At 67.2% G+C, this 19,293-nt stretch carries 15 protein-coding genes and 1 other RNA gene; 8 read left to right on the top strand and 8 right to left on the bottom strand.

Annotated features, from left to right (window positions below; translation table 11 throughout):
* Positions 1 to 270: 270 nt before the first annotated feature.
* Positions 271 to 1,017 (bottom strand): YebC/PmpR family DNA-binding transcriptional regulator, encoded by a 747-nt coding sequence (locus NWE53_RS13540; protein ID WP_265054770.1) that lies wholly within the window; start codon positions 1,015 to 1,017, stop codon positions 271 to 273.
* A 238-nt stretch (positions 1,018 to 1,255) separates the two neighbouring features.
* Here NWE53_RS13540 and NWE53_RS13535 point away from each other — a divergent pair, with 238 nt between their 5' ends.
* Positions 1,256 to 2,611 carry a globin-coupled sensor protein gene (locus tag NWE53_RS13535; protein ID WP_265054769.1) on the top strand — a complete coding sequence of 452 codons (1,356 nt, stop codon included), beginning with the start codon at positions 1,256 to 1,258 and terminating at the stop codon, positions 2,609 to 2,611.
* 220 nt (positions 2,612 to 2,831) lie between these two features.
* Here the strand turns inward: NWE53_RS13535 and NWE53_RS13530 are convergent, their stop codons facing one another.
* From NWE53_RS13530 to ssrS, 3 genes are all read right to left on the bottom strand, one after another.
* Positions 2,832 to 3,656, bottom strand: a complete 825-nt coding sequence (locus tag NWE53_RS13530) for a TIGR00282 family metallophosphoesterase (RefSeq protein ID WP_265054768.1) — start codon at positions 3,654 to 3,656, stop codon at positions 2,832 to 2,834.
* A gap of 205 nt (positions 3,657 to 3,861) precedes the next feature.
* On the bottom strand, positions 3,862 to 4,449 hold the full coding sequence (locus NWE53_RS13525) for a 5-formyltetrahydrofolate cyclo-ligase (protein WP_265054767.1): 588 nt from the start codon (positions 4,447 to 4,449) through the stop codon (positions 3,862 to 3,864).
* Positions 4,450 to 4,455: 6 nt separating this feature from the next.
* A non-coding RNA gene (gene ssrS, locus NWE53_RS13520) (6S RNA) lies at positions 4,456 to 4,612 on the bottom strand.
* A 168-nt stretch (positions 4,613 to 4,780) separates the two neighbouring features.
* Between ssrS and ybgF the strand changes: the two genes are divergently transcribed.
* The 4 genes from ybgF to glmM all read left to right on the top strand — a co-directional run bounded on the left by ybgF (position 4,781) and on the right by glmM (position 10,462).
* Positions 4,781 to 5,722, top strand: a complete 942-nt coding sequence (gene ybgF, locus NWE53_RS13515; RefSeq protein WP_265054766.1) for a tol-pal system protein YbgF — start codon at positions 4,781 to 4,783, stop codon at positions 5,720 to 5,722.
* A 26-nt stretch (positions 5,723 to 5,748) separates the two neighbouring features.
* Positions 5,749 to 6,789, top strand: coding sequence for a tRNA lysidine(34) synthetase TilS (gene tilS / locus NWE53_RS13510; RefSeq protein ID WP_265054765.1), 1,041 nt, complete (start codon positions 5,749 to 5,751; stop codon positions 6,787 to 6,789).
* Positions 6,790 to 6,898: 109 nt separating this feature from the next.
* Positions 6,899 to 8,824 carry an ATP-dependent zinc metalloprotease FtsH gene (gene ftsH / locus NWE53_RS13505; protein ID WP_265054764.1) on the top strand — a complete coding sequence of 642 codons (1,926 nt, stop codon included), beginning with the start codon at positions 6,899 to 6,901 and terminating at the stop codon, positions 8,822 to 8,824.
* A gap of 294 nt (positions 8,825 to 9,118) precedes the next feature.
* Entirely contained in the window at positions 9,119 to 10,462 is a 1,344-nt protein-coding gene (gene glmM / locus NWE53_RS13500; RefSeq protein WP_265054763.1) for a phosphoglucosamine mutase, read from the top strand.
* A 188-nt stretch (positions 10,463 to 10,650) separates the two neighbouring features.
* Here the strand turns inward: glmM and NWE53_RS13495 are convergent, their stop codons facing one another.
* Complete coding sequence (locus NWE53_RS13495; protein WP_265054762.1) at positions 10,651 to 11,418, bottom strand: SDR family NAD(P)-dependent oxidoreductase; 768 nt, start codon at positions 11,416 to 11,418, stop codon at positions 10,651 to 10,653.
* A gap of 132 nt (positions 11,419 to 11,550) precedes the next feature.
* Between NWE53_RS13495 and NWE53_RS13490 the strand changes: the two genes are divergently transcribed.
* A complete protein-coding gene (locus NWE53_RS13490) occupies positions 11,551 to 12,588 on the top strand; it encodes an L-idonate 5-dehydrogenase (RefSeq protein ID WP_265054761.1) in 1,038 nt (345 codons plus the stop codon).
* Between the two features lie 131 nt (positions 12,589 to 12,719).
* On the opposite strand, the gene NWE53_RS13485 is transcribed toward NWE53_RS13490, so the two are convergent.
* A complete protein-coding gene (locus NWE53_RS13485) occupies positions 12,720 to 14,393 on the bottom strand; it encodes a formate--tetrahydrofolate ligase (protein WP_265054760.1) in 1,674 nt (557 codons plus the stop codon).
* Positions 14,394 to 14,673: 280 nt separating this feature from the next.
* On the opposite strand from NWE53_RS13485, the gene NWE53_RS13480 reads away from it, so the two are divergent.
* Complete coding sequence (locus NWE53_RS13480; RefSeq protein ID WP_265054759.1) at positions 14,674 to 16,155, top strand: sensor histidine kinase; 1,482 nt, start codon at positions 14,674 to 14,676, stop codon at positions 16,153 to 16,155.
* Between the two features lie 24 nt (positions 16,156 to 16,179).
* Here NWE53_RS13480 and NWE53_RS13475 read toward each other — a convergent pair whose 3' ends face one another.
* Together NWE53_RS13475 and NWE53_RS13470 are read right to left on the bottom strand one after the other, a co-directional pair.
* Positions 16,180 to 16,866 carry a glutathione S-transferase family protein gene (locus tag NWE53_RS13475; RefSeq protein ID WP_265054758.1) on the bottom strand — a complete coding sequence of 229 codons (687 nt, stop codon included), beginning with the start codon at positions 16,864 to 16,866 and terminating at the stop codon, positions 16,180 to 16,182.
* 19 nt (positions 16,867 to 16,885) lie between these two features.
* Positions 16,886 to 17,635, bottom strand: coding sequence for a haloacid dehalogenase type II (locus tag NWE53_RS13470; protein WP_265054757.1), 750 nt, complete (start codon positions 17,633 to 17,635; stop codon positions 16,886 to 16,888).
* Between the two features lie 116 nt (positions 17,636 to 17,751).
* Between NWE53_RS13470 and gpmI the strand changes: the two genes are divergently transcribed.
* Complete coding sequence (gpmI, locus tag NWE53_RS13465; protein WP_265054756.1) at positions 17,752 to 19,266, top strand: 2,3-bisphosphoglycerate-independent phosphoglycerate mutase; 1,515 nt, start codon at positions 17,752 to 17,754, stop codon at positions 19,264 to 19,266.
* The last annotated feature ends 27 nt before the right edge of the window (positions 19,267 to 19,293 follow it).

The following is a 19,293-nucleotide window of genomic DNA, read 5'->3' as shown; positions in this document are numbered from 1 at the left end:
GGCCCTGGCAACTCACCAAGCGTGACAAGGAAGCGACCCGCAACCTCGATGACGACGGGCGAAAGCCCTGGCTCGGGACGGTCGACGAGTCGGGTCTGGTCCGGCCGGCCAGCCGGACCAGACATCCCGCTCACGCGGAACAAAACCTCAATACCCCATCACAAACAGACAATGCTCGGGCTTGATCCGAGCATCTCATGACGAGGAGGTGCGGGAGCCTCGTCTGGCAAGAGATTCTCGGGTCAAGCCCGAGAATGACGCAGGCTGAAATCAGGCGCTGAGCTTCGCCATGATGTCGTCGGCGATCTCGAAGTTGGCGAAGACGTTCTGGACGTCGTCGTCATTGTCGAGCGCTTCCATCAGCCGCATCATCGAGGCGGCCTTGTCCTCGTCGAGCGGGGCCGTCGTGGTCGGCCGCCAGACGGGCTTGGCCGAGGCCGGGGCGCCGAGCGCGGCTTCGAGGGCCTTGGAGACCTCGTTCAGGCTGTCGAAGGCGCAGAGGATGGTGTGGCCGTTCTCGTCCGAGATCACGTCGTCGGCGCCGGCCTCGATCGCGGCGTCCATGATCTTGTCGGCATCGCCGGCCTCCGGCGGATAGGTGATCTCGCCGACGCGGTTGAACATGAAGGAGACGGAGTTGCTCTCGCCGAGCGCGCCGCCCGCCTTGGTGAAGTAGGAGCGGACGGCCGAGGCGGTGCGGTTGCGGTTGTCGGTGAGCGCCTCGACGATGACGGCGGCGCCGCCGGGACCATAGCCCTCGTAGCGGACCTCATCGTAATTGTCGCCTTCGCCGCCGGCCGCCTTGTTGATGGCGCGCTGGATGTTGTCCTTCGGCATGTTCTCGGCGCGGGCGGCGAGAACGGCCATGCGCAGGCGCGGATTCATGTTGATGTCGGGCATGCCCATCTTGGCGGCCACGGTTATTTCGCGGGCCAGTTTCGAGAACAGCTTGGAGCGCACCGCGTCCTGCTTGCCCTTGCGGTGCATGATGTTCTTGAACTGTGAATGGCCGGCCATGGGGACTCTTTGCCCTCTGAGAAGATGGAACCATGGGAACATCGCCCGCCGGCGCGGGCCGGAGGCGAATGGAACGGCCTTATAGGCGCGGGCTTCCGTGGCAGGCAAGCGTCCGCTGGGCTTCCGGCCGAGAAACGGCGGCGAAGCCGCCGTTAAGCCATTCTTTGCCATAGATGAGCATTATGCCGGCGCCCCGCGGTGAATTCCTGCCGCTGCCTTCTCCAGCCACCGTGACGTCGTGACATCCAACTCCATCGCCGCGCAGGAGCACCGCTTCCAGGCGTTCCGGATCTTCAACGAAGATATCGAACTTCTCGGTTCGCTGGCCGGCTTTGCGCGCGATCGGCTGCCGAAGCTGCTGGAGGAACTGCACGCGCAATTCGCGCCCTGGCCCGAGATCGCGCAGGCCCTGCGCAGGCCCGACGTGCATGAGCGGCGGCTCGCGCACTGGATAAAGCTTGCGTCGGGGAATCTGGGCGAGGGCTACACCGAGTCGGCACGCGGCCTGGCGACCGTCTTTCACGATCGCGGCGTGCCGATCTATGCCGTGGTGATCTGCCACGCGATCGTCTCGAACGCCATCATCGTGGAACTCGGGCTCGACCGCCGGAGCATGATGGGGCTGTCGAGCTTTTGGCAGAGGCGCAAGCTCGACCGGCGCATCGCGATGCGAACGGCGTTGTCCAAGGCGACGCAGCTCGATCTCGAATTGCTGCTGGAAACCTACGCCGTCGTTCAGCAGGAAAGCCGCGACCGCACGCGCCAACAGATCGAGACGTTCGAGATCACCGTCCGGGAGGTGGTGAGCGCGGTGAACGCCAGCGCCGGCAAGGTCGGGCGGCTCGCGGCATCGGTCGAGAACGTGGTGGGGGAAACCAGCGCCCAGGCCGAGCGCGCCGTTGGGGCGGCGGAGAGCGCCTCCGACAACGTCAGCAATGTCGCGACTGCAACGAACGAATTGTCGATTTCGCTCGACCATGTCGCGGCAGAGGTCGTGCGGGCATCGACGATTGCGCATGAGGCCCATGCCGCGGCCCAGAAGACCGACGCCATCGTCAAAAGCCTGGCACATTCGGCGGAGACGATCGGTTCGGTCGTGGAGATGATCCAGACGATCGCCAGCCAGACCAACCTGCTGGCGCTCAACGCCACGATCGAGGCGGCGCGTGCCGGCGAGACGGGCCGCGGCTTCGCCGTCGTCGCAACCGAGGTGAAGCAGCTTTCGGCGCGCACCGCCAAGGCCACTGACGAGATCGCGGCCCAGGTCCCGGCCATGCAGGCTGCGACGCGCGAGGCGGTCGCCGCGATCGAGAGCATCGTCGCCTTCGCCAGCCAGGTGAACGGGATCGCGGGTGCGGTCGCGGCCAGCATCGACGAGCAGCGCGCCGCGACGCAGGAGATCGCCCGCAGCGCCGATCAGGCGGCGATGGGCACGCAGGAGAACGCCGAAACCATCGTGCAGTTGAGCGACAGCGCGCAGCAGGCCGGAAAGGCGGTGCATGACGTGCTCGACGTGGCCGGAACGCTGTCCCGCCAGGCGGAGAGCCTGAACCACGCCTTCGACGATCTGATCCGGCAGAACCGCGCGGTTTAGAGCCTGCCGGGCTTGACTGGGACCACAACGTCATTCCGGGGCTTCGCGTCAGCGAAGAGCCCGGAACCCATGAACACTGGATCGTACGAGAAGCCTCGTTGGATCGCGTCTTTCGATGGGCTGGTGTTCATGGGTTCCGGGCTCGGGCCTTCAGCCCGCCCGGAATGACGGCGTGGTTCCGTGTCAAACCGGCGTGCTTCAGAGCCGTCGGCCGACCTCGTCAGGCTTGCGCCCAGCCGGGCAGGGCCTCGCTGAGATGCGGGCCGACCCGCACCGCCCAGACCGCCGTCGCCAGCCCCGTCGCATCGTCGATCTCGACGGCGACGCCCGACAGCGTGCCTTCGCCGGTTGCCGGCTCCAGCCTTGCGCCAGGTACCTTCTGCAGGAAGCGGCGCACCGGCTCGTCCTTCTGCATGCCGAGCACGGAATCATAGTCCCCGCACATGCCGGCATCCGACTGGTAGGCGGTGCCGGCCGGGAGGATGCGGGTGTCGGATGTCGGGGCATGGGTATGCGTGCCGACCACGAGGCTGGCCCGGCCATCGAGGAAATAGGCCATGGCCTGCTTTTCGCTGGTCGCCTCGGCATGGACGTCGACGATGACGGCATCCGCGACTTCGCCGAGCGGGCAGGCGGCGAGCTCGCGCTCGACCGCGGCAAAGGGATCGTCGAGCGGATCCATGAAGAGGCGGCCCATGACGTTGACGACGAGGACGCGGGCGCCGTTGCGGGCCTCGATAACGGTCGCGCCGCGGCCGGGCGTGCCGGGCGGATAGTTCGCCGGGCGGATCAACCTGTCCTGCCTGGTGATGAAGACCAGGGCCTCGCGCTGATCCCAGGAATGGTTGCCGAGGGTGACGACATCGGCGCCGGCTGCCAGGATCTCGTCGCAGATCGCCTCGGTGATGCCAAAGCCGCCGGCGGAGTTCTCGCCGTTGATGACGACGCAGTCGAGCTTCCAGGCCTCGCGCAGGGCGGGGAGGCGCTCCTGCACTGCGATCCGGCCGGGGCGGCCGACGACGTCACCGAGGAAAAGCAGACGCATAGAGGGCTCCGAACGCGTGAGATCGCCCACCACACAAGCCCTCATCCTGAGGAGCGGCCGCAGGCCGCGTCTCTAAGGATGCTCCAGAAGGCACCGGAGACTCCTGGAACATCCTTCGAGACGCCGTTCCTGCGAACGGCTCCTCAGGATGAGGGCTGTGGATTGGCAGTTCCGTCCCACTCCGTGGCCCGAAAGCCCGGCGGAATCAACCGCAGCGAATGGTTTCGCGTTCGGTCACGATCCAGTCGAGGCGCCGGTCGTGAGGCTCGTCGGGGACGGCCTCGATCTCCTGCGCGCCATAGCCGATGCCGATGCTGACGGTGGGGCCAAGCTCCGCAAGGGCGCGATCGTAATAGCCCTTGCCGTAGCCGATGCGGTAGCCGCGCCGGTCGAAGGCGGCGAGCGGCACGATCAGGATGGCGGGCTTCGCCTCGGGCTCGGCCGGAGCGGGAACGAGCGTGCCGAAACCGCCGGGCACGATCGGCTCATAGGGCGCCCAACGGCGAAAGATCATGTGCTTGTCGACGATGGCCGGCAGGCAGAGTGGCAGGCCGCGATCATGCAACGCTTCGAGGATCGGGCGCGGATCGGCCTCGGACCGCATTGGCCAATAGGCGGAAACCGGGCCGCGGCTCTCCCAGACGGGCAGCGCGAGGACGCGCGCGGCGATTTCGGAATCCCATTCGAGCCGGTCGTCGATCTCGAGCGCGTCCCGCCGGTCGAGCGCGGCCGCGCGAAGGGCGGCTTTCCGGGGGGAGGGCGTTACAGGCGCATCGGCGGGCATCGTCGTCATGAAGGTTGCGGAGCCACCTCGGCCGTGGAGTTTTGAATCCCGGGACACCTACAGAAGTAGGTGGGCGCCGTGTGTCCGGATCCAGGGACCCGGTCAGGGACAGCTCCCTAGGGAGTCGTATGGGCCCGGGGAATGCTGTCTCGCACGCACCAGGCAGCCCCGCTCAGCCAATGTAAGTAAGCTGCCGGCAAAGCGCCAGAGGCGATTTGCATCCATGCACCGGGATGCCTTGCGCCTCCCGGCCGGGCGCGCCATGAAAGTGTTCATATTTTGGCCGTGGTGCGCAGGTGATATAGACAGGCGCGACATATTCGGAAAACCGGTTTCATCGATGCTTCGTTCGATCCTTGCCCGTCATCTTTCCCGTCCCGGGCTGACGGCGCTCGCCCTCGCCGCGGCGCTTTTCGGCGGCGCCGTGCCGGGCGTGGCGCAGGACGCCGCCGACCTGCTGGTCCGCACCACGCGGCTGGAAAACCAGCTGCGCCAGATGTCTGGCCAGATCGAGCAGCTCCAGTTCGAGAATCGCCGCCTCAGCGAGCAGGTGCGCAAGTTCCAGGAGGACGTCGATTTCCGCCTGAGCGAGAAGGGCGGCGGACGCTCCGGTGGGGCTGCGCCGGCCCCTGTGGCACCGCCGCCCGCCGGCGGCGCGCCTGCGCCCCAGCGCCAGCGACGCGGCGACGCCTTCGATCCGACGATGCAGCAGGGCGCGGCTGGCGCGCCGCAGCAGCTTGGTGGCGGCATCGCCGGCATCATCGAGGATGAGTACGGCGGAGGCCCTGCCACCGGCCAGCCGCTCGACCTCCAGGGCGTCGGGAGGCCAGTTCCGCAAGGCGGCCTGTCGCAGGCCATGCCGCGCGGACCGAGCGTCGCCGCCGCCAGTGGGCCGCAGAGCGCGAAGGAAGCTTATGATCTCGCCTTTGCCTCCTTGCAGCGGAAGGAATTCGAGCAGGCGGAGATGGGTTTCCGGCAGTTCCTGCAGAGCTATCCGCGCGACCGGCTGGCGGTCGATGCCACCTACTGGCTGGGCGAGAGCTATCTCCAGCGGCAGCGCTATCGCGAGGCGGCCGAGCAGTTCCTGAAGATCTCGCGGGAATCGCCGAAGGCGACCAAGGCGCCGGACAGCCTGCTGAAGCTCGGCATGGCGCTGAACGGGCTCGGAGCCAAAGACCAGGCCTGTGCGACCTATGCCAAGGTCGGTGTCGACTATCCTGCGGCGTCCAATTCCGTGCGCCAGGGCATTGCGCGCGAACGGCGCCGCTCCGGCTGCGCTTGAGCGCGGCATCTCAGAACGAAACGATGATGTCGCCGGTCTCGCCTGTCGAGGCCGGCGAACTCTTTATGGGGCTGGCGTGCCAGGCGGCACTGCTCGTCGCCGTGTCGGGCGGCCCTGATTCCGTCGCGCTGCTGGCGCTGCTCGCCGAATGGGGGCGGGCCTCAGGCCGGCCAAAGGTCCATGCCGCAACCGTCGATCACGGCTTGCGGCCGGAATCGGCAGAGGAGGCGGTTGCCGTCGCATCGCTCTGTGACCGGCTCGGCATTGGGCACAGGATTTTGCATTGGGACGGGCCGAAGCCCGGCAGTGGCCTCCAGGCCGAAGCCAGGCGCGCCCGCTACGCGTTGCTGGCGGGCGAGGCGCGGCGGCTTGGCGGGGCGGTGCTGGTCACGGCCCATACGCTCGACGACCAGGCCGAGACGATGCTGATGCGGCTCGCTCATGGCTCCGGCCCATCCGGTCTGGTCGGGATGCGGGACCGTGTCGAGAAGGAAGGTATCGTGCTCGCCCGCCCGCTGCTCGGTGTCCCAAAGGCGCGGCTGGTGGCCACTGCAGAGGCGAGGGGGCTGCCCTTCTTTCGGGACCCGAGCAATGCCGATCCGCGTTTCGAGCGCGTCCGCTGGCGGGGCGCGATGCCGGTGCTGGCGGAACACGGGCTGACGGCCGAGCGCTTCGGGCGCCTCGCCGAGCGAATGGCGCGGCTGGACGCGGGGGCGGCGCAACGTGCGCGGGATGTCTTCGCGGTGGTCCGCATGCCATCGGAACCCCATTCGGAACCCGACGAGCAGCGCCTGCGACTCGACTTCCGGGCTCTGTTGACGGAGCCGGAGGAGATCGTTCTGCGTGTGCTGGCGCTGGCGCTAGAGGGCGTCACGGCCGGTGGTGACGGCTACGGCCGGCTCGAGCGGCTCGAAGAATGCGTGCAAGCCCTGCGCGACGCTGCGAAGGCGGGTTTCGCCATCAGACGGACATTGTCCGGCTGCATTATCGCGCTTGGCCGAGACGGCGTGTTGGCCCTTCGGCGAGAAGGGCCACGGCGACGCGGTGTTCACCCTGCGAAATCTTAGTGCCGCCTCCCCATCTGTTTCCCTTGGCAAGGGCGTGTGCCGCACCTAGATTACCTGAGCAAACCCTTGGCCTTATCCGGTTGGACCGGCAGGCCCGATCGGACTGGTGATGAATCCGAATTTTCGTAATTTCGCACTCTGGGTGGTGATCTTCCTGCTCGTGCTGGCTCTGGTGACGCTGTTCCAGAGCCCAAGCCAGCGGGCGAGCACGAACGAAATCCCCTATAGCCAGCTGATCAACGAGGCGGAGGCCGGGCGCGTTTCGAACGTCGTCGTGGCCGGGCAGGAGATTTCCGGCAGCTTCTCCGATGGCCGCAGCTTCGTGACCTATGCGCCTTATGGCGACCCGAACCTGCTGAAGACCATGGCCCAGAAGGGCGTTCAGGTTTCGGCGCGGGCTCCGTCAGAGGGCACGCCCTGGTTCATGGCGCTGCTCGTCAACTCGCTGCCCTTCGTGATCTTCATCGGCCTGTGGATATTCATGTCCCGCCAGATGCAGAACGGCGCCGGCCGGGCGATGGGCTTCGGCAAGTCGAAGGCCAAGCTGCTGACCGAGGCGCATGGCCGCGTCACCTTCGATGATGTCGCGGGCATCGACGAGGCCAAGGAAGACCTGCAGGAGATCGTCGAGTTCCTGCGCGATCCGCAGAAGTTCCAGCGGCTCGGCGGGCGCATTCCGCGCGGCGTGCTGCTCGTCGGCCCTCCCGGTACCGGCAAGACGCTGACGGCCCGCGCCGTCGCCGGCGAAGCCAATGTGCCGTTCTTCACGATCTCGGGCTCCGACTTCGTCGAGATGTTCGTTGGCGTCGGCGCCAGCCGCGTCCGCGACATGTTCGAGCAGGCCAAGAAGAACGCGCCCTGCATCATCTTCATCGACGAGATCGACGCGGTCGGCCGTCATCGCGGCGCCGGCCTCGGCGGCGGCAATGACGAGCGCGAGCAGACGCTGAACCAGCTCCTCGTCGAGATGGACGGCTTCGAGCCGAACGAGGGCGTGATCATCATCGCCGCGACCAACCGTCCGGACGTGCTCGACCCGGCGCTGCTGCGCCCCGGCCGTTTCGACCGCCAGATCGTCGTGCCGAACCCTGATGTCGCCGGCCGCGAGAAGATCCTGAAGGTCCATGTCCGCAAGGTGCCGATGGCGCCGGACGTCGACCTGAAGATCCTCGCCCGCGGCACGCCCGGCTTCTCCGGCGCCGACCTGATGAACCTTGTCAACGAGGCGGCCCTGCTGGCGGCGCGTCGCGGCAAGCGCATGGTCACCCATGCCGAGTTCGAGGACGCCAAGGACAAGGTCATGATGGGCGCCGAGCGCAAATCCATGGCGATGTCCGAGGAAGAGAAGAAGCTGACCGCCTATCACGAGGCGGGCCACGCTATCGTCGGCCTCTACGTTCCCGCCGGCATCCCCGTCCACAAGGCGACGATCATTCCGCGCGGACGTGCGCTCGGCATGGTCAAGTTCCTGCCGGAGGGCGACCGCTACTCGATGAAGTTCAAGGAGTTCACCTCGCAGCTTGCGGTCGCCATGGGCGGGCGCGTGGCGGAGGAGATGACCTTCGGACGCGAGAACGTGACCTCGGGCGCCACCGGCGACATCCAGCAGGCGACCAAGATGGCCAAGGCCATGGTCACGCAGATGGGCTATTCGGACGAGCTCGGCATGGTCGCCTATGGCGACAACCAGGAAGAGGTCTTCCTGGGTATGTCGATGGGCCGCAGCCAGTCGATCTCCGAGTCGACGGCCCAGAAGATCGATGCCGAGGTCAAGCGTCTGGTCGATCAGGGCTATCAGGACGCCAAGACCATCCTGACCGAGCACCATGAGGAGTTCGTCTCGGTGGCCGAGGCGCTGCTCGAGTTCGAGACGCTGACGGGCGAGGAGATCCGCGATCTGATCGCCGGCAAGCGCCCGGTGCGCGATGCCGACGACACGCCGCACGCTCCGCGCGGCTCGGCCGTGCCGAGCGCCGGCAAGGGCCGCAAGCGCGGCGAGCCGGATGCCGGGATGGAGCCGCAGCCCCAGGCCTGAGGCAGACTCGGATAAACGAAAAAGGGCGGCCGAGAGGCCGCCCTTTTTCGTTTATCCAGCTCCGTCATGCTCGGGCTCGACCCGAGCATCTCGTGACGAGAAGGCTCCTGCTCCTCATCTTTCCCGAGATTTTCGGGTCTGCGCTGCGCTCCGCCCGGGAACGACGAGCCCTCCGTCGTGCAGGCCTTCTTCGGCCGCTGTCATGTTCCGTCATAATATGTGACAAGGCGGAAAGGTTTTTTGGCTATAGAACGCGCAAAATCGGGCGCGACAGCCCCTCGGAAACGAATCGCAATGACGCGCAAATATTTCGGGACGGACGGCATTCGCGGACGGGCGAACGGCGTCATCACGCCGGACCTCGCCCTGAAGGTCGGACAGGCCACGGGCCTCGCCTTCCGCCGCGGCGAGCATCGCCACCGGGTCGTGATCGGCAAGGATACGCGGCTTTCCGGCTACATGATCGAATATGCCATGGTCGCCGGCTTTACCGCGGTCGGCATGGACGTGATGCTGCTCGGCCCGATGCCAACACCGGCCGTCGCCATGTTGACGCGCTCGATGCGCGCCGATCTCGGCGTGATGATCTCGGCCTCGCACAACGCCTATGAGGACAACGGCATCAAGCTGTTCGGCCCCGACGGCTACAAGCTCAACGACGAGGTCGAGCGGGAGATCGAGGCATTGATCGATGCCGATCTCGGGCCGCGATTGGCTGCGTCGGCGGGGCTGGGCCGGGCCAAGCGCATCGACAGCGCCGCGGCGCGCTATGTCGAGTTCGCCAAGCGCACCATGCCGCGCAATATGAGCCTCGAGGGCCTGCGCATCGTGCTCGATTGCGCCAACGGCGCCGGCTACAAGGTCGCGCCGGAAGCGCTCTGGGAGCTGGGCGCCGAAGTCATCGTCATCGGCGACGAGCCTGATGGCTTCAACATCAATCGCGAGGTTGGCTCGACGCATCCGGAAGCGCTCGTTGCCAAGGTCCGCGAGCTGCGCGCCGATATCGGCATCGCGCTGGATGGCGACGCGGATCGCGTGCTGATCATCGACGAGCAGGGGCACATCGTCGATGGCGACCAGCTGATGGCAGTGATCGCGCGCTCATGGCTGGAGGACGGACGCCTGTCGGCGCCCGGCATCGTCGCGACCGTGATGTCCAATCTCGGGCTGGAACGCTACCTTGCGGGGCTAGGCCTGTCGCTGGCGCGCACCGCGGTCGGCGACCGCTATGTGCTGGAGCACATGCGCACTCACGGCTTCAATCTTGGCGGCGAGCAATCCGGCCACATCATCCTCTCGGATTTCGGCACGACCGGCGATGGGCTGGTGGCGGCGCTGCAATTGCTCGCAGTGGTCAAGCGGATGGACAAGCCGGTCTCGGAAGTCTGCCATTGCTTCGAGCCGCTGCCGCAGATCCTCAAGAATGTCCGCTACAAGGCGGGCAAGCCGCTGGAGCAGCAGGCGGTGGTCAGCGCGATCGAGGCGGCGAGGCAGTTGCTCGGCGAGAGCGGCCGGCTCGTCATCCGCCCGTCGGGCACCGAGCCGGTGATCCGCGTGATGGCCGAGGGCGACGATCGCGACCTCGTCGAGCGCGCGGTGGACGATGTCGTCGATGCCGTGACGAAGGCGGCGGCCTGAAGCAGATTGAGGGGTAACGGTTCGGGCGTCATTCCGGGCTTCGCGCAGCGAAGAGCCCGGAACCCAGAACCGATGCGCCTGATCGCACGGCACGATCGGCCAAAGCCCATTTTCGGCGAATCGGTTCTGGGTTCCGGGCTCAGGCCTTTGGCCTGCCCCGGAATGACGCTGGCGTTCTTGCAGCTCGCTCACACCACCGCAGTCAACCCGCCATCGACCATGAGCAGATGGCCGTTGACGTAGTCGGAGGCGGGAGCGGAGAGGAAGATGGCGGCGCCGACCAATTCCCTGGTCTCGCCCCAGCGCCCGGCCGGCGTGCGACTGCAGACCCAGTTCGTGAAGGCCTCGTCCGCGATCAGCGCCGTGTTGATCTCGGTGGCGAAGTAGCCGGGGCCGATGGCATTGGCCTGGATGTTGTGCTTGCCGAGCTCGGCTGCGAGACCCCGCGTCATCATCTTCACCGCGCCCTTCGAGGCGGTGTAGGGGATGATGGTGGCGCGGCCGAGTTCGCTCATCACCGAGCCGATATTGATGATCTTGCCGCGCTTGCGTGGCACCATCCGCTTCGTCACGGCCTGGGTGACGTAGAAGACCGAATGCAGGTTGGTGTTCATCACCTCATGCCAGCCCTCGACCGGGAATTCGGTGATCGGCGCGCGCTTCTGCATGCCGGCATTGTTGATGAGGATGTCGATGGGGCCGATATCGGCCTCGATCGCGGCGATGCCGGCCTCGACCGCCCGGTGATCGGTGACGTCGAAGGCGGCGATGGAGGCCTTGCGGCCGGCCTGGCTAAGCGCCTGCTGTGCCCGTTCGAGCTTGCCCTTGTCGCGGCCGTTCAGCACCACATGGGCGCCGGCCTCCGACAGGCCTTCCGCAAGCGCAAGGCCGATGCCCTGGCCCGAGCCGGTGACGAGCGCGATCTTGCCTTCGAGACTGAACAGCGACAGCGACATGGCGTATCCTCGCAGAGTGCTCCGGCGGGGAGCAGTTTCGGTTTGCGCACAACCTGCATCCTTCGGTAAGCAGGTTTCAAACGATTAGACAATGGTTGCGGACGCGGTTCGGCAACAGAGCGGGAGCGAGACATGCGTGCCGTCTTCATTCATGGCGAGAAGGACCTGCGCGTCGAGGCTACGACAGCGCCCGAGCTCGGGCCCCACGACGTCAGGGTGCGGATCGAGGCCGGCGGCATCTGCGGCTCGGATCTGCATTATTATCTTCATGGCGGTTTCGGCACGATCCGCGTGCGCGAGCCGATGATCCTGGGCCATGAGATCGCAGGCCGGGTCGAGGCGGTCGGCGGCGAGGTCTCGCGTGTGCAGCCGGGCGACCGTGTGGCGGTCAATCCGAGCCGGGCCTGCGGCCATTGCCGCTATTGCCAGATGGGCCTGCAGCAGCACTGCACCGACATGCAATTCTACGGCTCGGCGATGCGCTTCCCGCATGTGCAGGGCGGTTTCCGCGATGTGCTGGTCGTCGAGGAGCGGCAGGCTGTGAAGGTGGCGCCGCATGTCACGGCAGCCGAGGCGGCCTTCGCCGAGCCGCTTTCGGTCTGCCTGCATGCCGCCAAGCGCGCCGGCCCGCTGCTCGGCAAGCGCGTGCTGGTAACGGGCTCCGGGCCGATCGGGGCGCTCACCATCGTCGCGGCGAAGGCGGCGGGCGCCGCCGAGATCGTGGCGACGGACGTGGTCGACGGTCCCCTGCCGATCGCGCGCAAGATGGGCGCGACCGCGACGATCAATGTCGCGGCCGAACCTGAACGGCTGAAAGCGGAGTATGGAGCGGAGAAGGGTGCCTTCGACGTCATGTTCGAGGCATCCGGCAATCAGCATGCGCTGAGCGGCGCCTTCGACGTGATCAGGCCGGGCGGCGTCATCGTCCAGATCGGCGTCGGCGGCCAGTTCACCCTGCCGATGAATGTCGTCGTCGCCAAGGAGTTCGACCTGCGCGGCTCCTTCCGCTTCCACGAGGAATTCGACTGGGCGGTGGCGATGATCGGCTCGGGCAATATCGACCTCTCGCCGCTGCTGACCGCGACGATTCCCGTCGACCGCGCGGTCGAGGCCTTCGACCTTGCCGCCGACAAGTCGAAGGCGATCAAGGTGCAGCTCGACTTCGCCTGAGGGACGCCGAGGGTCATTCGCGGGCGAAGCGCAGCGAGGCCCGAGACTCTCACGCAGAATGAGGTACCGGAGCCTCGTTCTGGAAGAGATGCTCGGGTCAAGCCCGAGCATGACGGCGGCATAGCGACGACCTAGAACAGTCCTTCGATCCGTCCCTGAGCGTCGATATGGATGCGCTCGGCCGCCGGCTCGCGGGGCAGGCCGGGCATCGTCATGATGTCCCCGCAGATCGCGACGACGAAGCCGGCGCCGGCCGAGAGCCTGAGTTCGCGCAACGGCACGATATGGCCGGAGGGCGCGCCCCGCAGCGTCGGGTCGGCCGAGAAGGAATACTGGGTCTTGGCGACGCAGATCGGCAGGTCGCCGAAGCCGGCCGCCTCAAGTTCCGCGAAGCGCGCCTGCAGCTTCGCATCGACGCTGACGCTTTCGGCGCCGTAAATCTCGCGCGCGACCGTCTCCAGCTTCTGCCGGAGAGGCATGGCGTCGGGGTAGAGCGGCGCGAAATCGGCCTCGCCCTCATCGGCGAGCGCGGCGACCTTGCGCGCGAGTTCCTCGGCGCCGGCCCCACCCTCGGCCCAGTGCCGGCAGATCACCGCCTCGACGCCGAGATGGTTGCGGCAGTAGTTGCGGATCAGCTCATGTTCGGCAGCGGTGTCGGTGGTGAAGTGGTTGATCGCGACGATCGGCGGCACGCCGAACTTGCGGACGTTGCCGACATGGCGGGTGAGGTTTGAGAGACCCGCTTCCAGTGCCTTGAGATTTTCCTGCCCGAGAGCGTCCTTGGCAACGCCGCCATGCATCTTGAGAGCGCGGACCGTTGCGACGACGACGGCGGCGGCGGGCTTCAGCCCGGCCTTGCGGCATTTGATGTCGAAGAACTTCTCGGCGCCGAGATCGGCGCCGAAGCCGGCCTCGGTGACGACGTAATCGGCGAGCTTCAGCGCCGCGCGGGTGGCGATCACCGAGTTGCAGCCATGGGCGATGTTGGCGAAGGGGCCGCCATGGACGAAGGCGGGCGTGCCTTCCAGCGTCTGCACGAGGTTCGGCATCAACGCGTCCTTGAGCAGAACGCTCATCGCGCCGGTCGCCTTGATGTCGGCGGCGGTGACCAGGCGCTTGTCGCGGGTGCGGCCGACGACGATGCGGCCGAGCCGCGCTTCGAGATCGGCGGAATCCTGTGCCAGGCAGAAGATCGCCATCACCTCAGAGGCGACGGTGATGTCGAAGCCGTCCTCGCGCGGGAAGCCGTTGCCGGGCCCGCCGAGCGAGGACACGGTCGCGCGCAGCGCCCGGTCGTTCATGTCGAGCACGCGGCGCCAGGCGATATAGCGCGTGTCGAGCCCGAGGCCATTGCCCCAATAGACATGGTTGTCGACCATGGCGGCGAGCAGGTTGTGAGCGCTGGTGATGGCGTGGAAATCGCCGGTGAAGTGCAGGTTGATCTGCTCCATCGGCACGACCTGGGCGTAGCCGCCGCCGGCGGCGCCGCCCTTGACCCCGAAGCAGGGGCCGAGCGAGGGTTCGCGCAGGGCGATCAGGGTGCGCTTGCCGATGCGCGAGAGGCCGTCGCCGAGGCCGACGGTCGTCGTGGTCTTGCCCTCTCCGGCCGGCGTCGGGCTGATCGCCGTGACCAGGATGAGCTTGCCGTCCGGCCGCGCCTGAAAGCCCGGAATGGCGTGGGTGTCGATCTTGGCGATATGCTTGCCGTAGGGATTGAGCGCTTCGGACGGAATGCCCGCCTTTCCGGCGATGGCGGCGATGGGCTGAAGCGTCGCGGCGCGCGCGATCTCGATATCGGTCGACATCCGTCCTCTCGGAGATTGTGCTGGCTCCGCGCCTCCCGGCGCGGCGGCGGCGACACTGGCGCGAAACGCCCGGCGCCGCCAGCGCTTTCGCCGCGATGGCGGCCATGATGCACAGGCCGGAATGTCTTTTGACACAAGAGGTGCCGGCCGCGACTGCTACTGGCTTCGAGTCGGCATCGGCAGCGCATATGGCCGCTTGCGGAGGCCCGGAACAGGCAGTTACCAATGCTGGCGCAGATGGTTTGCGACTTCGCATTCTGGTCGGCTGGGGGATACGACCATGAAGCAGCCAGCCTGGCCTGCTGGGAAGGGCGAGATCGCAGCATTGCTGCGCGGCTGGACCGGCAACGAAACCACGCTCGGCGCGCCCGCCGACTGGCCGCCGCACCTGCGCAACGCTTTGCAGCTCATCCTGCTTTCGCCATCGGCCATGACTCTGCTCTGGGGCGAGCAGGGCCTGATGTTCTACAACGATGCCTATGCGGTCATTGCCGGCGCGCGGCATCCGGCCATTCTCGGTGTCGGCGTCTTCGAGGCGTGGCCCGAGGTCGAAGCGTTCAATCGCGAGGTGATGGCGAGCGTCTTCGCCGGAGAGTCGCCATCGTACCGAGACGTGCCTTTCGTCTTCTACCGCACCGGCGTGGCGGAGGAGGTCTGGCTGAACGTCGACTACAGCCCGATCCTCGGCGAGGCCGGCGCTGTCGACGGCGTGCTGGCGATCGTCACCGAGACGACGGAGCGCGTGCGTGCCGAGCAGACACTGCGGCGACGCGAGCAGGAATTGGCCCGGGTCCAGAAAATCGGCCGCGTCGGCGGGCTCGAAGTCAATCTGCGCTCCGGCTTCCATAATCGCCGATCGCCGGAATACCTGCTGATCCACGGGCTGCCGCCGGAAGCGGCCGAGGAAACGCATGAGGACTGGGTCCGGCGCATCCACCCCGACGAGCGCCTGGCGGTCGAGGCCCATTTTCGCGAAGCGGTGCAGGGAACGGCGACCGAGTATCAGGCGGAATATCGTATCGTCAGGCCTTCGGACGGACAGCTGCGCTGGATCTCGGCGATCGCGCAGATCGAGCGGGACGAGAACGGGCAGGCGGTGCGTCTCGTCGGGGCGCATCTGGATGTGACCGAGCGCAAGGAGGCCGAGGCCGAGCAGCGGCTGCTGATGCAGGAGCTGGCGCACCGTGTGAAGAACACCATGGCGATGATCCAGGCGCTGGCCTCGCAGACCCTGCGCAGTGCGAGCACGCTCGAGGGGGCGCGCGAAACCTTCGGCGCGCGCCTGGCGGCGCTTTCGCGGGCGCATGATCTGCTGGTCGGCGGCCGGCGTGCGGATGCGAGCGTGGCCGACATCGCTCAGAGCATTATCGCCCTCCAGGGCGATGCGCAGCGCTTCCGCATCCACGGCACCACGGTGGTGCTGGGCCCGAAGCCGGCGCTCGCGCTCACCCTCATCCTCCACGAACTGACGACCAATGCCGTCAAATACGGCGCTCTCTCCAACGAGGCCGGCATCGTGACGCTGAGCTGGGGCGTCGACGAGATCGAGGGCGTCAAGCAGTTCCGCCTGCGCTGGCAGGAGAGTGGCGGACCGCCTGTGTCACCGCCCTCCCGCAAGGGCTTCGGCACTCGCCTGATCGAGCGCTCCTTCCCGGCCGTACGCGCCGGCACCACCACCGCCTATCTCCGGGAAGGGCTGGTCTTCACGCTCGACGCGCCCTTCGAGGCCTTCAGCGGCGGCGAGAACGAGGCCGGCGCCTGAGGTGCAGGCGCCGGCAAAGTCCGATCAGCCGGCGATGCGGGCATTCTGCGGGAACAGGAACTTCCGCGCCTCGTCGTCGAACTCCGTCTTGAAAGCGAACTGATCCTTCAGTGCCACGGCGCGCTGGGCCGCGGGCCGGGCCGAGATCTCGTCGAGATGGCGCTTCACATGCGGGAACATCTCGGGCCATGCGTCGCCGATCGCGAAGGACAGCCGCGTCGCCCAGCCCCAGACGGACATGTCGACGAGCGTGTAGCGGTCCCCGAGCATATAGCGGCGCCTGCCGAGCAAATCGTCGATGATGCCCCAGTGGCGCTCGGCCTCGCGGGCGTAGCGGTTGATGGCGTAGGGAATCTTCTCCGGCGCGAAGCGGCTGAAATGCACCGCCTGGCCGCAATAGGGACCGATGCCTGTGGCGACGAACATCAGCCAGGACAGCATATCGCCGCGCGCCCTCGGCGTATCCTCGGGCAGGAACTGCCCGGTCTTCTCGGCGAGGTAGAGCAGGATAGCGTTCGAGTCGAAGACGGTGACGTCGCCGTCGGTCAGGGCCGGCGTCTTGGCGTTGGGGTTGATCGCGAGGAATTCCGGCTTGAACTGCTCGCCCTTGCGGGTGTCGACCGGCACCATCTCGTAGGGCAGGCCGGCCTCCTCCAGAAACAGCGCCACCTTCGCGGGGTTGGGCGAGGGGTGGTAGTAGACCTTGATCATGGTGGCTCCTCGGCGGCGCTCAGGCCTGTCTCAATCCGGCGACATAGGAGACGAGATCGGTCAGCGCGGCAATGGTCGCATCGGCCTGGAAGCCGAGCTGCTCCGGCTGCATCCTGAGCGCCTTGAACATCAGCGCGGGGTCGATCGTGGCGGCGGCTTCGAGCTCGCTGCGCAGCCTGCCTGCCGACACACGCTCTATGCGGGCGACATGGAAGCCGTGCGCCTTGGCGCCGGCGATGTCGAAGCCGTTGGATGAGACGAAGAGGATCTCCTCGCGGGCCAGGCCGAGCCGCTTCTCGACATGAGCGTAGCCGCGCGGATCGGGCTTGTAGACGCCGATCTCGTCGACGCTGATCACGGTTTCCAGCAGTTCGCCGATACCGGCATGCGCGACGAGCCGCTTCAGCATGGCTGGGCTGCCGTTCGAGAAGATGGCGAGGCGGTGGGAGGCGAGCCCCTCCAGCGCCGTGCGCGCCTCCGGGTAAAGCGCGAGCGCGTCATAGGCTTCGGCGATCCGGGTGACGAGGTCCGGCGGTGCGGAGAGGCCGAGCGTCCTCAGGCTGAAATCGAGCGAGTCGCGCGTGACCGTCCAGAAATCCTCATAGCGGCCCATCAGGGCGCGCAGCCAGGTGTATTCGAGCTGTTTCAGCCGCCAGATCTGGGTGATCGTCGCGCCATGTCCGGGAAAGGCCGCGTCGGTGATGCCAGCCACGGATTGCACGTCGAAGAGCGTGCCGTAGGCATCGAAAACCAGCGCCTTGATCGCCATCGCTGTCCTCCGTCGGGGCTTCGCCGCGGTCCTGCCGCTTTCTTAGCACTCGCATTGACGGCGCGGTGCGTGATATCCGCACAACCATCCTTCACAGACGCCGACAGGTTCAGCCGATGCCGCCTCGCCCCGTGATGCTGATGATCCTCGATGGCTGGGGCTGGCGCGAGGAGAGCGAGGACAACGCGGTCCGGCTGGCTGCGACCCCGAACTTCGACCGCTTCTGGGCGAGCTGTCCGCATGCCTTCCTGCGGACCTCCGGGCTCGATGTCGGGCTTCCGGAGGGCCAGATGGGCAATTCCGAGGTCGGCCATCTCAATCTCGGCGCCGGCCGCGTGGTGATGCAGGACCTGCCGCGGATCAACCAGGCGATCACCGACGGTTCGATCGCGGCGGCGCTTGCGGCGACCGGCCTCGTCGACGAGCTGAAGGCGAGCGGCGGAACCTGCCATCTGCTCGGCCTGGTGTCGCCGGGCGGCGTCCATGCCCATCAGGACCATGCGGTGGCGCTTGCCCGGATCCTGGTCAGCCAGGGCATTCGGGTCCGTGTCCACGTCTTCACGGACGGGCGCGATACGCCGCCGCAATCGGCAGCGGATTACGTCAGGGCCTTCGCGGCGGCGTTGCCGCCGGAAGCGGTGATCGCCAGCGTCTCCGGCCGCTATTACGCCATGGACCGCGACAACCGCTGGGAGCGCGTCGAGAAGGCCTGGCGCGCCATGGTGCTGGGGGAGGGCGCTGCATTCGCCACGGCCGACGCGGCGATCGCGGCCGCCTATGCGCAGGATGTCACCGACGAGTTCATCGTCCCGGCCGCGGTCGGCGGCTATGCCGGCATGCGGGATGGCGATGGCCTGCTCAGCTTCAATTTCCGCTCCGACCGCATCCGCGAGATCCTCGGCGCGGTGCTGGAGCCAGACTTCGCCGGGTTCATGCGCCCGCGCCGGCCGCAGCTGGTCAAGGCCGTCAGCATGACCTCCTACAGCGCCGAGCTCGACAAGGTCATGCCGATGCTGTTCGCAGCCCAGACGCTCGCCGAGGGGCTGGGCGAGACGGTGGCCAAGGCGGGCCTCAAGCAGGTCCGCATGGCGGAAACCGAGAAATATCCGCACGTCACCTATTTCTTCAACGGCGGCGAGGAGACGCCCTATCCCGGCGAGGACCGGGTGATGGCGCCTTCGCCGAAGGTCGCGACCTACGATTTGCAGCCGGAGATGTCGGCGCCGGAGCTGACCGCCAAGGCGGTCGAGGCGATCGATTCCGGGCGCTACGACCTCGTCGTGCTGAATTTCGCCAATGCCGACATGGTCGGTCATACCGGCGTGCTGGCCGCCGCGATCAAGGCGGTCGAGACGGTCGATGCCGGGCTGGGCGCCATCGCGGATGCCGTGCAGCGGGCGGGCGGCGCGCTGCTCGTCACCGCCGACCATGGCAATGCCGAGCTGATGGTCGATCCGCTGACCGGCAAGCCGCATACGGCGCACACCACCAACCCGGTGCCGCTGATGCTGATCGGCGGGCAGGCCGGAGCCCTGGCGGACGGGCGCCTCGCCGACATCTCGCCGACGCTGCTGGCACTGATGGGCCTGGAGCAGCCGGCCGAGATGACAGGGCGGTCGCTGCTGCGCTGAAGCGAGCGGACCGTCAACGCAAAACGG

Source organism: Bosea sp. NBC_00550, assembly GCF_026020075.1.
Lineage (GTDB): Bacteria > Pseudomonadota > Alphaproteobacteria > Rhizobiales > Beijerinckiaceae > Allobosea.
Note: the sequence above shows the minus strand (reverse complement) of the source record. Positions and strands in the feature narration are given on the sequence as shown.

Bases quoted from the DNA above. Each gene is read 5' to 3' on its own strand.
- NWE53_RS13540 (WP_265054770.1), bottom strand. From the start codon at position 1,017: ATGGCCGGCCATTCACAGTTCAAGAACATCATGCACCGCAAGGGCAAG.
- NWE53_RS13530 (WP_265054768.1), bottom strand. From the start codon at position 3,656: ATGCGTCTGCTTTTCCTCGGTGACGTCGTCGGCCGCCCCGGCCGGATC.
- NWE53_RS13525 (WP_265054767.1), bottom strand. From the start codon at position 4,449: ATGACGACGATGCCCGCCGATGCGCCTGTAACGCCCTCCCCCCGGAAA.
- ybgF (WP_265054766.1), top strand. From the start codon at position 4,781: ATGCTTCGTTCGATCCTTGCCCGTCATCTTTCCCGTCCCGGGCTGACG.
- tilS (WP_265054765.1), top strand. From the start codon at position 5,749: ATGTCGCCGGTCTCGCCTGTCGAGGCCGGCGAACTCTTTATGGGGCTG.
- ftsH (WP_265054764.1), top strand. From the start codon at position 6,899: ATGAATCCGAATTTTCGTAATTTCGCACTCTGGGTGGTGATCTTCCTG.
- glmM (WP_265054763.1), top strand. From the start codon at position 9,119: ATGACGCGCAAATATTTCGGGACGGACGGCATTCGCGGACGGGCGAAC.
- NWE53_RS13495 (WP_265054762.1), bottom strand. From the start codon at position 11,418: ATGTCGCTGTCGCTGTTCAGTCTCGAAGGCAAGATCGCGCTCGTCACC.
- NWE53_RS13490 (WP_265054761.1), top strand. From the start codon at position 11,551: ATGCGTGCCGTCTTCATTCATGGCGAGAAGGACCTGCGCGTCGAGGCT.
- NWE53_RS13485 (WP_265054760.1), bottom strand. From the start codon at position 14,393: ATGTCGACCGATATCGAGATCGCGCGCGCCGCGACGCTTCAGCCCATC.
- NWE53_RS13480 (WP_265054759.1), top strand. From the start codon at position 14,674: ATGAAGCAGCCAGCCTGGCCTGCTGGGAAGGGCGAGATCGCAGCATTG.
- NWE53_RS13475 (WP_265054758.1), bottom strand. From the start codon at position 16,866: ATGATCAAGGTCTACTACCACCCCTCGCCCAACCCCGCGAAGGTGGCG.
- NWE53_RS13470 (WP_265054757.1), bottom strand. From the start codon at position 17,635: ATGGCGATCAAGGCGCTGGTTTTCGATGCCTACGGCACGCTCTTCGAC.
- gpmI (WP_265054756.1), top strand. From the start codon at position 17,752: ATGCCGCCTCGCCCCGTGATGCTGATGATCCTCGATGGCTGGGGCTGG.